Raw genomic sequence first — 12,396 nt, 5'->3', positions numbered from 1 at the left:
AAGCTAATGACTCTTTCCCAACACGTCGCGGTCATCACCAGCGATGAGCAAGCCCTGATCGTCGCCAGCGACCTGGCCGAAGACTTCAAGCGCGACAGCGCCCTGCGCGACCGCGAACGCCGCTTGCCGCACCCGGAGCTGGAAGTGTTTTCCCGCTCGGGCCTGTGGGGCATCAGCGTGCCCAAGGCATACGGCGGCGCCGGTGTTTCCAACGTCACCCTGGCCAAAGTCATCGCGCTGATAGCCCAGGCGGACGGCTCCCTCGGCCAGATCCCGCAAAACCATTTTTATGCCCTGGAAGTGCTGCGGGTGAACGGCAGTGAAGAACAGAAAAAACGCCTGTACGCCGAAGTATTGGCCGGCCAGCGCTTCGGTAACGCGTTGGCTGAACTGGGCACCAAAACCGCCCACGACCGCGTTACCCGCCTGACTCGCGACGGTGATGGCTTTCGCATCAACGGCCGCAAGTTCTACGCCACTGGCGCGATCTACGCCCAGCGCATTCCGACCTCGGTGATCGATGAAAACGGCGTACAGCAACTGGCCTTCGTCCCCCGCGACAGCAAGGGCCTGACAGTAATTGACGACTGGAGCGGCTTCGGCCAGCGCACCACCGGCAGCGGTTCGGTGGTGTTCGAAGATGTGTTCGTGGCCACCGCAGACGTGATCCCGTTCCAGACCGCCTTCGAGCGCCCGACCCCGGTCGGCCCGCTGGCACAGATTCTCCACGCCGCCATCGACACCGGCATCGCCCGCGCCGCCTATGAAGATGCGCTGCACTTCGTGCGCACCAAGACCCGGCCATGGATCGACGCCACCCACGACACCGCCACTGAAGATCCGCTGACCCTCAAGAGCTTCGGCCACTTGAGCATTCGCCTGCACGCCACCGAAGCGCTGCTGGAACGCGCCGGTGAATTCCTCGACCAGGCCCAGGCCGACACCACCGCCGAAACCGTCGCCGCCGCCTCGATTGCCGTCGCCGAAGCCCGGGCCATCAGCACCGAAATTTCCCTCGCCGCCGGCACCACGCTGTTCGAACTGGCCGGCAGCCAGGCGACCCTGCGCGAGCACGGCCTCGACCGCCACTGGCGCAACGCCCGGGTGCACACCCTGCACGACCCGGTGCGCTGGAAGTATCACGCTGTCGGCAACTACTACCTCAACGATGAAAACCCGCCACTGCGGGGGACCATCTGATGAGCACCGCGAAAAAGAAAATCCTGCTCAACGCGTTCAACATGAATTGCATCGGGCACATCAACCACGGCCTGTGGACACACCCACGAGACAACTCGACTCAATACAAGACGATCGAATACTGGACCGAACTGGCTCAGTTGCTGGAACGCGGGCTGTTCGATGGTCTGTTCATCGCCGACATCGTCGGTGTCTACGACGTCTACCAGAACTCGGTGGACGTGCCACTGAAAGAGTCGATCCAGCTGCCGGTCAACGACCCGCTGCTGCTGGTCTCGGCCATGGCCGCCGTCACCAAAAACCTCGGCTTCGGCCTGACCGCCAACCTCACCTACGAGCCGCCGTACCTGTTCGCCCGACGCATGTCGACGCTGGATCACCTGAGTCGCGGGCGCGTGGGCTGGAACATCGTCACCGGCTACCTCGACAGCGCCGCCAAGGCCATGGGCCTGAGCGAACAGGCCGAGCACGACCGTCGTTACGACCAGGCCGACGAGTACCTGGAGGTGCTCTACAAACTCTGGGAAGGCAGCTGGGAAAACGGCGCGGTGCTCAACGATCCACAGCAACGCATCTACGCGCAGCCGGACAAAGTGCACAAGGTCGAGCACAAGGGCGAGTTCTATCAGGTCGAGGGTTTTCACCTGTGCGAGCCCTCGCCACAACGCACGCCAGTGCTGTTCCAGGCGGGCGCTTCCGATCGCGGCTTGCTGTTCGCCGGGCGCCACGCCGAGTGCGTGTTCATCAGCGGCCAGAACAAGCCGTCGACCAAGGCTCAGGTGGACAAGGTCCGCGCCAGCGCCGTCGAAGCCGGGCGCAATCCCGAGGACATCAAGGTGTTCATGGGCCTCAACGTGATTGTCGGCGCCACCGAAGAACTGGCCTGGGCCAAGCACGCCGAGTACCGCCGCTACGCCAGTGCCGAAGCCGGCGTGGCGCATTTCTCGGCGTCCACCGGCATCGATTTTTCCCAGTACGAGATCGACGAACCGATCCAGTACGTGAAGAGCAACGCCATCCAGTCGGCCACCAAACACCTGCAAAACAACGACTGGACCCGTCGCAAATTGCTCGACCAGCACGCCCTCGGCGGACGCTACATCACCGTGGTCGGCTCGCCTGAGCAAGTGGCGGATGAACTGGAATCGTGGGTCGCCGAGACGGGCCTGGACGGCTTCAACCTGACGCGCGTGGTCACGCCGGAAAGCTATGTGGATTTCATTGAACTGGTGATTCCGGAGTTGCAGCGGCGTGGGTCGTACAAGACCGCTTATGACGATGGCAGCTTGCGGCAAAAGCTGTTTCGCGAAGGGGCGTATTTGCCTGAGCAACATACCGGGTCCGCTTACAGGCGCTAAAAGCATCGCGGGCAAGCCTTGCTCCCACAGGGAACTGCGGCGCTCTTGTGGGAGCAAGGCTTGCCCGCGATGAGGCCCGCACAAACAACCCAATTTTATGCACTGACTGGAAACCTGATCATGACTAAGACTTACTTCTCCCACCCAGTCAAAGCACTGGCCCTGGCCCTCGGCCTCTTCAGCTCCGTCACCTTCGCCGCCGACCCGGCGCTGAAAATCGGCACCACCGCCGCCTTCGCCATCCCGCTGGAAGCAGCGGTCGAAGAAGCCGGCAAACAAGGCCTGAAAGTCGAGCTGGTGGAGTTCACCGACTGGATCGCCCCCAACGTCAGCCTCGCCGCTGGCGACATCGACGTGAACTACTTCCAGCACAACCCGTTCCTGGAAAATGCCAAGGCCGCTTCCGGTTTTGACCTGGTGCCGTTCGCCCCGGGGATCATCAACAACGTCGGCCTCTACTCGAAGAAATACAAAAGCTTCGACGAGCTGCCCGAAGGCGCCAGCGTGGCCATCGCCAACGACCCTATCAACAGCGGCCGTGGCTTGCAGCTGCTGGCCAAGGCCGGTTTGATCACCCTCAAGCCGGGCGTCGGCTACAAGGCCACCGAAGACGACATCGTCGCCAACCCGAAGAAAATCAAAATCCTTCAGGTCGAAGCGGTGCAGTTGGTACGTGCCTATGACGATGCCGATCTGGTTCAGGGTTACCCGGCCTACATCCGTTTGGCGAAGACCTTCGATGCCGGTTCCGCGCTGCTGTTCGACGGCCTCGATCACAAGGAATACGTGATCCAGTTCGTGATCCAGCCCAAGAGCAAAACCGACCCGCGCCTGATCAAGTTCGTCGACATCTACCAGCATTCGCCTGCTGTCCGCGCCGCCCTGGATAAAGCCCACGGCAAGCTCTATCAAGCCGGTTGGGAAAGCTGAAAATGACTGCAGCCACCCAACTACGACTGGAAATCCCAGAGCCTAAGCAAGCGATACAAGCTGAACTACATCCGGAGCTGAACCACGCCCACGTGCGCTTCATCAACCTGGGCAAAACCTACGACGGCCAGCAAGGCCCGGTGGCCGCCCTGCACGGCATCGACCTGGCGATCCAGCGCGGTGAAGTGTTCGGCATCATCGGCCGCAGCGGCGCCGGCAAGTCGTCGCTGATCCGCACCATCAACCGCCTCGAACAGCCGAGCAGTGGCCGGGTGTTGATCGATCAGGTGGACATCGGCGAGTTCGATGAAGACCGCCTGGTGGCGCTGCGTCGGCGCATCGGCATGATCTTCCAGCACTTCAATCTGATGTCGGCCAAGACCGTCTGGCAGAACGTCGAATTGCCGCTGAAAGTGGCCGGTGTGCCGAAAGAAAAACGCGATCAAAAGGTTCGTGAACTGCTGGAGCTGGTGGGCCTGGAAGCCAAGCACAAGGCCTATCCCTCGCAGCTGTCCGGCGGGCAGAAACAGCGTGTCGGCATCGCCCGCGCGCTGGTGCACGACCCGGCGATCCTGCTATGCGACGAAGCCACCTCGGCGCTGGACCCGGAGACCACGCAATCGATCCTCGGCCTGCTGCGCGAGATCAACCGGCGCCTGGGCCTGACCATCATTTTGATCACCCATGAAATGGCGGTGATCCGCGAGATCTGCGATCGCGTGGTGGTCCTCGAACGTGGGCGTGTGGTTGAGCAAGGGCCAGTGTGGGAAGTGTTCGGCAATCCGCAGCATGAGGTCAGCAAGACGTTGCTTGCGCCGTTGCAGCATGCCCTTCCATCGGAGTTGCAAAGCCGCTTGCAGGCGCAACCGCAGTCCTCGGAGGACGCTGTGGTGCTGCGTCTGCAATTCACCGGCACGGCGCAGGACGAACCGGACATCGCCGCCCTGTTCGCTGCCCTCGGCGGTCGTGTGCGCCTGCTGCAAGGTGGCGTGGAACGGATTCAGGGGCATGCCCTGGGGCAATTGCTGCTGGCGGTGACGGGTTCTTCGTTTGACGCAGAAGAATTGCGTCAGCGTGCCGGGCAATGGGCGCAGCAGGTGGAGGTGTTGGGCTATGTGGTTTGATCGCTTGCTGCAAGGTTTCGTCGATACGTTTTTGATGGTCGGCGTGTCGTCACTGATTGCGTTGCTGGCGGGCATTCCGCTGGCGGTGATCCTGGTCACCAGCTCCAAGGGCGGCATCTACGAAGCGCCCACGGTGAACCGTGCATTGGGTGCGTTCGTGAACCTGTTTCGTTCTATTCCGTTTTTGATCCTGATGGTGGCGCTGATTCCGTTTACCCGGTTGATCGTCGGTACAACCTACGGCGTGTGGGCGGCGGTGGTGCCGCTGACCATCGCCGCCACGCCGTTCTTTGCGCGCATTGCTGAAGTGAGTTTGCGCGAAGTGGATCACGGCCTGATCGAAGCGGCACAGGCCATGGGTTGCCGGCGTCAGCACATCGTTTGGCATGTGTTATTGCCCGAGGCGCTGCCGGGGATTGTTGGCGGGTTCACCATCACGTTGGTGACGATGATCAACTCATCGGCCATGGCCGGGGCGATTGGTGCCGGTGGGTTGGGGGACATTGCCTATCGGTATGGGTATCAGCGGTTTGACAGCCAGATCATGCTGACGGTGATTGTGCTGCTGGTGGCGTTAGTCGCGGTGATCCAACTCGGCGGGGATCGATTGGCGCGGGGCCTCAACAAACGCTAACCCTGTAGGAGCGAGCCTGCTCGCGATGGAGGCCAACGATAACACTGGGCACCTGATGCCCTGCGGTGTTTGTGATTCCATCGCGAGCAGGCTCGCTCCTACAGGAGAGGCGATCCCGGCGATATTTCGTACAAGAAATTCAGTCTTTCCGAAGGCTGAATCCCTTTCCTTTGCAGGACATTTCCGAGATCATTTCGCCCGCTTGCGCCTGATAAAACCGGTGGCTAGTCTCCGCCCGTCACTGCTCATCAGTGATCGGGTTTAGTCGCCCGGCTTCTCTCTAGGTGCATAGCGCCACCTCTTTTCAGGTGTTTTTTGCCTGATCGTTATGGTGGCTGTGCACAGGGCACCTTCGGGTGCGCCGGTATTCCTAGAGGCCGGTCGACTAACCTGCGTGCAGCCGCCACCCCTTCTCGTTTAGTCGCGATATCGGTTGGCTCCTACTAATGCTCTGGGAGTTTTACCAATGGAAAAATCCGTTCCCGATCCACCCGAAAACCCCTCCAACGAAACCGTCACTGAAGACCTGCTCAGAGACCGTTCCGCCCTCTACCGCGCCATCGATTTCTACCTCACCGGCGATCAGCCCTCACCACCGGATGAACTGCGGTTCTACAACGTCAGCAAGGACGTGAGCTTCGAAGACACCCAGCTCTACATCGCCGACCTGCTGCGTTGTGCATCGGTCACGGCCTATCAGTGTGGCGACCACCTCAAGGGCGCCGACCGGGCCATGGTGTTTTCGGTGTGGCATTTGCTGGAGATCGCCAAGGCGATGGTGGATCACTCCATTGAGTGTTTGGGGATGAAGAAGGGCTGAGTCTGGCTTGAGCCAATGTTGTCAGTACCACCGCCATCGCGAGCAAGCTTTGCTCCCACAGGGGTACGCGATCAACTGTAGGAGCAAAGCTTGCTCGCGATGGGCTGCGCAGCAGCCCCAAATCCAATGGCGTATATTCGACAAATCCCCATTGCCCACACAGCCCACCATGAAACAGACCCCCACCGACCTCGACCAGATCACGTCCACCACCTTGGCCCATTACAACTCGGTGGCGATCAGTTTTCGCGAAGGCACCCGTGATCACGACGTCAGCCAGAACATCGACGCGCTGCTGCGACACATCCAGGGCGAGGCACCGTTGCAGATCCTCGATTTTGGCTGCGGCCCGGGCCGCGACTTGCAAACCTTCACCCGCCTGGGCCACATCGCCGTCGGCCTCGACGGCGCGGAAAAATTTGCGCAGATGGCCCGTGAGGACAGCGGTTGCGAGGTGTGGCATCAGGACTTTCTGAAACTCGATCTGCCGGCCGAACGTTTCGACGGGATCTTCGCCAATGCCGTACTGTTTCACATCCCTCGCCAGGAACTGCCTCGGGTGTTGAAGGAACTGCGCGCAACCTTGAAACCCGGTGGCGTGTTGTTCAGTTCCAACCCTCGTGGCGAGAATCAGGAAGGCTGGAACGGGCCGCGTTATGGGGCGTATCACGATCTGGCGGCGTGGCAGCAGTTGCTGACCGAGGCGGGGTTTGTGGAGTTGGAGCATTACTACCGGCCGGCGGGGTTGCCGCGCGAGCAGCAGCCTTGGTTGGCGAGTGTCTGGCGTAAGCCGGTGTAGTCAGTCAGGACGCCATCGCGAGCAGGCTCGCTCCTACAAGGGTCCGGTGTACACCGATCCATTGTAGGAGCGAGCCTGCTCGCGATGAGCGCGCAGCGCTCGCCTTCAGGCCACCTCTTTCTTCGGCTCGCGAATCTTGTACCAGGCCACATACAGCGCCGGCAGAAACAGCAGGGTCAGCAAGGTCGCAATGATAATCCCGCCAATCATCGCGTAAGCCATCGGCCCCCAGAACACTTCCCGCGCGATCGGGATCATGCCCATGCTCGCCGCCGCCGCGGTCAGCAGGATCGGCCGGCGTCGATGGTCCGTGGCCTGCACCACCGCATCCCACTGTGAATAGCCTTCGCTGACGAACGCATCGATCTGCGTCACCAGAATCACCGAGTTGCGGATGATGATGCCGATCAGCGCCAGGATCCCGAGGATCGCCACGAAGCCCATGGGCGTGCCGGTCGGCACCAGCGCGATCACCACGCCGATCAGGCCCAGCGGCGCGACGCTGGCCACCAGGAACATCTTCTGCACGCTGTGCAGCTGGATCATCAGGAAGGTCGCCATCAGAAACAGCATCAGGGGCACGACCTTGGCAATCGGCCCCTGGGCCTTGGCGCTTTCTTCCACCGTACCGCCGGTGGCGATTTTGTAGCCCACCGGCAGCCCGGCCGCGAACTTGTCCATGTCCGGCTTGAGCAGGGTCACCAGGTCCGTGGGCTGGATCTCGCCCAGGGTGGCGGCCTTGATGGTCACGGTCGGTTTGCGGTCGCGGCGCCACACCAGCGGCTGTTCCAGCTCATAACGCACGGTGGCAAACGCCAGCAGCGGAATCGAGGTGCCGCTGGGCGTGACGATCTGCAGGTTTTGCAGGGTATCGGGGGTGCCGCGTTCGGCATCCACGGCGCGGCCGACCACGTTGATCAGGTAGATGTCGTCGTCGACCTGAGTCACCGTCGAGCCGCTGACGATGCTGTTCATCAGGTTGGCCACGTCCTCCGAAGACAGGCCGAGCTGGCGCGCCTTGTCCTGGGCGATGTCGACGCGCAAGACCTTGCCCGGTTCGTTCCAGTCGAAAATGATCTCGCCGATGTACGGGCTCTTGTCCAATTCGCTGGCCAGATCGATGGCGTGCTTGCGCACCTGATCGATGTCATTGCCGCTGACCCGGTACTGGATCGGCCGCCCCACCGGTGGGCCCATTTCCAGTGCCTGCACGTAGCTGCCTATGCCGACGAACTCCTTGCGCAGGCGCTCGCGCAAGCGCGCACTGAGCGCTTTGCGGGCCTCGAAGTCCTTGCTGACAATCACCAGCTGCGCGTAGTACGGGTTCTGCAATTGCTGGTCCAGCGGCAGGTAGAAACGGATCGCCCCCTGGCCGATGTAGGTGCTCCAGCGCACGATGTCCGGGTCGCCCTTGAGCGTGGCTTCGAGCTTGTCCACGGCCTTGCGGGTTTCGTTGATGGAGGCGTTTTGCGGCAGGTTCAGGTCCACCAGAATTTCCGGGCGGTCCGAAGACGGGAAGAACTGGTTCTGCACAAAGCGCATGCAGAACACCGAAAGCACAAACAGCAGCACCGTGATGCCAATGGCCCACCAGCGATTGCGCATGCCCCACAGCAGGCCGCTGTTGAACGCCCGTCCCAGACGCCCCGGCTCCGTCGAGTGCGCCTTCACCTTGGTGCTGAGGATGTGCACACCGATCACCGGCGCGAACAGCACGGCGACGATCCACGATACGAGCATCGCCACGGCGATCACCGCAAACAGGGTGAAGGTGTACTCGCCGGCGGAGCTGGCGTTGAGGCCGATGGGCACGAAACCGGCGACGGTCACCAGGGTGCCGGTGAGCATCGGAAAGGCCGTCGAGGTGTAGGCGAACGTCGCCGCCTGTTCCTTGGTATCGCCCAGCTCCAGGCGCGCGACCATCATCTCCACGGTGATCATCGCGTCGTCCACCAAAAGGCCCAGGGCGATGATCAGCGCGCCGAGGGAAATCCGCTGCATGGTGATGCCGCTGTATTCCATGAACACGAATACCATGGCCAGCACCAGCGGAATCGAACACGCCACCACCAGCCCTGCACGCACGCCGAGGCTGATGAAACTCACCACCAGCACAATCACCACCGCTTCGAACAACGCGCTGGTGAAACCGCCCACCGCCTCTTCCACCACTTGCGCCTGGTCGGAGACGTTGTGCACGCCCACGCCCACCGGCAAGTCGGCGGTCAGATCGATCATCCGCTGGTGCAGTACCTTGCCGAACTCCTGAATGTTGCCGCCCTTCTGCATGGCAATGGCCAGGCCGATGGCTTGCTGGCCGTTGTAGCGAAATTCCGGGCTCATGGGGTCGACGTAGCCACGGCGAATGTCGGCGACGTCGGCCAGCCGATAGAAGCGGTCATTGAGCCGCAGGTTGACGTTGGCCAGGTCCTTTTCCGAGGCGAACTGCCCGGAGGTGCGCACGGTAATCCGCTCGGGGCCCGCTTCGATCACACCGGCCGGGGTGATGGCGTTTTCCTTTTGCAGGCTTTGAATGACCTGGGCTTCATCGATGCCCAGCGCCGCCAGTTTGCGCGTGGAGAAGTTCAGGTAAATGACTTCGTCCTGCTGGCCGATCATCTGGATCTTGCCCAGCCCCGGCACGTCATGAATCTCGGCGCGGGCCTGTTCGACATAGTCACGCAACTGGCGCAACGACAAACCGTCGGCGGTGAAGGCATAGACCGAACCGAACACGTCACCGAACTCATCGTTGAACGACGGCCCTTGCAGGCCCTGGGGGAACTGGCCCTTGATGTCGCCGATCTTCTTGCGCACCTGGTACCAGATTTCCGGAATGTCCTTGGCCTTGGTGGTGTCGCGCAGGTTCACGTAGACCGTGGATTCGCCAGGGCGGGTATAGCTTTTCACGTAGTCGAGGGAATCGAGTTCCTCGAGTTTTTTCTCGATGCGGTCGGTGACCTGCTTGAGGGTTTCTTCCTGGGTCGCGCCGGGCCAGCGGCTCTGGATCACCATGGTCTTGATGGTGAACGAAGGGTCTTCCTCGCGGCCCAGATTCATGTAAGAGAACACGCCCATCAGCAAGCCGACGAACATCAGGTACCAGACGAACGACTGATGTTTGAGCGCCCATTCGGATAAGTTGAAACTCCCTTTCATTGCGCGCTTCCTTCATCGACTTTCACTTTTTGCCCCGGCTTGAGGCTGTTCACACCGGCACTGACAATCCGCTCGCCGGCCTTCACGCCACTGGCCACCAGCACACTGCTGTCGGTGCGGCTGATGATGCTGACGTTGCGTGGCGACACGGTTTGGCTCTGCGTATCGACCACCCAGATGCGCGGCTTGCCATCGACTTCCTGCAAGGCGCTCAGGGGCAATTCAATCTGCGGGGTGATCGCCGAACTCAAGGTCACGCTGATTGCCGTGCCCAGGCGAAAGGCGTTCGGGGTTTCGGCCAGGGTCAGGCGCGCGCGCCGGGTGCGGGTGGTGCTTTCGGCCTGGGGTTCGATTTCCCGCACGGTGGCGGTGGTGCTGATCTGCGGGTTGAGCTGCGAGGCGACCTGGAACACCACATCGGAAGGCAACTGATCGACCAGGGTGTCCGGCAGGTCGATGACCGCTTCCTTGATGTCCGGTTGTGCCAACGTGACGACCTGCTGGCCGGCGGTGACCACTTGCCCAGCCTCGGCATTCCACGCGGTGACCACGGACTTGTGGTCGGCGCGCAGTTCAACGTAGTTGAGCTGATCCTTGGCTTGGTTGAGCGCGGCCTGAGCCTGATCGAGGGAGGCCTGGGTGGTTTTCAGGTCGGTCTGGGCATTGTCCAGTTGCGCCTGGGAGCCCACGCCTTGGTCGAACAGGCTTTGCTGGCGCCGCGCGGTGGCCTGGGCGTTGATCAGTTGCGCCTGGATACTCGACAGGTTGCCCTGTGCCGAGCGCAACTGGTTCTGCTGGTCCGTGGGATCGAGCGAGGCGAGCAAGTCGCCCTGCTCGACCTCGGCGCCGACGTCGACGGCGCGGCTGGCAATGCGCCCGGGAATGCGAAAGCCGACATTGCTTTCATATCGGGCCTGGATGTTGCCCGCGAACCGCCCCAGGTTCTGTTCGCCCAGCGCCTCGACCTTGATCGACAGTACGGGGCGAATCGGTTCCGGCGCCGGTTCTTCCTTGGAACAGGCCGCCAGCATCAAGCCGGCCAGCACCACTGACAGACGCCTCATGGCTGCTCCTCCGTGGCCAGTTCCTTGTAGGTGTTCTCGGCGATCTCCACGGCGACGCCGGGGTGCAGCAACTGGCCGCCTGCGATGACGACCTTTTGCCCTTCCTGAAGGCCGCCGCTGATGATGACTTTGCCGGTCATATAACGGCCGACGGTCACCGGGTGCAATTGCGCCTTGCCTTGCCCGTCCACCAGCCACACGGCAGGCCGGCTGACATCCTTGGTCAGCGCCGACCACGGCAATTGCACGGCGGTTTTGTTCTGCGCGGTGCCGGTGGCACTCACCACCGACCCCAGCTGCATGCCGGGCGGCAGGGCGTCGAGGGTGATCTTGACCTGCACCGTACCGGTCTGCTCGGAGACCGCCGGGGTGACTTCTCGCACGGTGCCGGTGGTTTTGACCTCTGGATTGTCGAGCAGGCTGACCACGACTTTCTTGTCCGGTGGCGGCTCGGCCAGCAGCGACTCGTAGACGTTGAACACCGCATCCCGCTCACCGTCCTGGGCCAGGCTGTAGATCGGCACCGTGGCCTGCACCACCTGGCCGACTTCCGCCTGGCGCGCGGTGATCACACCGGGTGCCTCCGCAATCAGCGCGGTGTAGCTCAGTTGCTCCTTGGCATTGGCCAGCTGCGCCTGAGCCGCTGCCAACGAGCTTTGGCTGCTGCGCAACGCGGCTTGTGCCGAATCGTATTCGCTCTGGCTGGTATAGCCCTTGGGCAAAAGTTTTTGTTGGCGTACGAACGACGCGGTGTTCTGTTTGAGCTTGGCCTGCTCGGCGACGACCTGCGCCTGGGCGGAGTCGACATTGGTCTGCAGGTCTTTCGGATCGAGTCGGGCGAGGACCTGCTTGGCCGTCACTCGATCACCCACGTCGACGCTGCGCTCGATGATCTTGCCGCCAACGCGAAATGACAGCTCGGTCTGCACCCGGGCCTGCACATCGCCAGTCAAGGTGACTTTGGCACCGTACTGCCCCGGCTTAACCACTTGCACGAACACCCGAGGTCGATCCTTCTCGGCCATCTTCTTTTCACCACAAGCCCCGAGCATGGCCAACAGGCACAAACCAAGGGCTATTTTCAATCCGGGACCAGCCATGCAGACTCCTTTGCGTTTAACGGGCGCAATTCGTCTGTCAGCTTAGAACAGCGTTACGAGTCTGCATCGGCAATCCTTATACTTCCCACCGATCGTTCCCATGCTCTGCGTGGGAACGCCGCCACGGACGCTCCGCGTCCACTGTGACGCAGAGCGTCACGGGATGCATTCCCACGCGGAGCGTGGGAACGATAAGGTCCGCCCCTTG

General features: G+C 61.9%; 10 protein-coding genes. 7 read left to right on the top strand and 3 right to left on the bottom strand.

Going from position 1 to position 12,396, the window contains the following annotated elements; genetic code table 11:
- Nucleotides 1–6 precede the first annotated feature (6 nt).
- The 7 genes from DKY63_RS20790 (at nt 7) to DKY63_RS20755 (ending at nt 6,865) form a co-directional block, all read left to right on the top strand.
- Entirely contained in the window at nt 7–1,200 is a 1,194-nt protein-coding gene (locus DKY63_RS20790) for an SfnB family sulfur acquisition oxidoreductase (protein ID WP_110965800.1), read from the top strand.
- On the top strand, nt 1,200–2,558 hold the full coding sequence (locus DKY63_RS20785) for an LLM class flavin-dependent oxidoreductase (protein ID WP_110965799.1): 1,359 nt from the start codon (nt 1,200–1,202) through the stop codon (nt 2,556–2,558). The genes DKY63_RS20790 and DKY63_RS20785 overlap by 1 nt, the downstream gene beginning before the upstream one ends.
- Before the next feature lie 120 nt (nt 2,559–2,678).
- Complete coding sequence (locus tag DKY63_RS20780) at nt 2,679–3,488, top strand: MetQ/NlpA family ABC transporter substrate-binding protein (RefSeq protein WP_110965798.1); 810 nt, start codon at nt 2,679–2,681, stop codon at nt 3,486–3,488.
- Nucleotides 3,489–3,490: 2 nt separating this feature from the next.
- A complete protein-coding gene (locus DKY63_RS20775; protein WP_110965797.1) occupies nt 3,491–4,612 on the top strand; it encodes a methionine ABC transporter ATP-binding protein in 1,122 nt (373 codons plus the stop codon).
- Entirely contained in the window at nt 4,602–5,246 is a 645-nt protein-coding gene (locus tag DKY63_RS20770; RefSeq protein WP_110965796.1) for a methionine ABC transporter permease, read from the top strand. The genes DKY63_RS20775 and DKY63_RS20770 overlap by 11 nt, the downstream gene beginning before the upstream one ends.
- A 466-nt stretch (nt 5,247–5,712) precedes the next feature.
- Complete coding sequence (locus DKY63_RS20760) at nt 5,713–6,066, top strand: DUF6124 family protein (protein ID WP_110965794.1); 354 nt, start codon at nt 5,713–5,715, stop codon at nt 6,064–6,066.
- A gap of 169 nt (nt 6,067–6,235) precedes the next feature.
- Nucleotides 6,236–6,865 carry a class I SAM-dependent methyltransferase gene (locus DKY63_RS20755; protein ID WP_110965793.1) on the top strand — a complete coding sequence of 210 codons (630 nt, stop codon included), beginning with the start codon at nt 6,236–6,238 and terminating at the stop codon, nt 6,863–6,865.
- A gap of 105 nt (nt 6,866–6,970) precedes the next feature.
- Here DKY63_RS20755 and DKY63_RS20750 read toward each other — a convergent pair whose 3' ends face one another.
- From DKY63_RS20750 to DKY63_RS20740, 3 genes are read right to left on the bottom strand one after another with little or no spacing between them, the layout of a single operon-like run.
- Nucleotides 6,971–10,024 (bottom strand): efflux RND transporter permease subunit, encoded by a 3,054-nt coding sequence (locus DKY63_RS20750; RefSeq protein WP_110965792.1) that lies wholly within the window; start codon nt 10,022–10,024, stop codon nt 6,971–6,973.
- Nucleotides 10,021–11,088 carry an efflux RND transporter periplasmic adaptor subunit gene (locus tag DKY63_RS20745; protein WP_110965791.1) on the bottom strand — a complete coding sequence of 356 codons (1,068 nt, stop codon included), beginning with the start codon at nt 11,086–11,088 and terminating at the stop codon, nt 10,021–10,023. Before DKY63_RS20745 ends, DKY63_RS20750 begins: the two co-directional genes overlap by 4 nt.
- On the bottom strand, nt 11,085–12,188 hold the full coding sequence (locus DKY63_RS20740; RefSeq protein WP_110965790.1) for an efflux RND transporter periplasmic adaptor subunit: 1,104 nt from the start codon (nt 12,186–12,188) through the stop codon (nt 11,085–11,087). The genes DKY63_RS20745 and DKY63_RS20740 overlap by 4 nt, the downstream gene beginning before the upstream one ends.
- Nucleotides 12,189–12,396 lie beyond the last annotated feature (208 nt).

The sequence above is a fragment of the Pseudomonas putida genome (assembly GCF_003228315.1).
Lineage (GTDB): Bacteria > Pseudomonadota > Gammaproteobacteria > Pseudomonadales > Pseudomonadaceae > Aquipseudomonas > Aquipseudomonas putida_S.
This window is presented reverse-complemented; position numbering and strand designations above follow the sequence as displayed.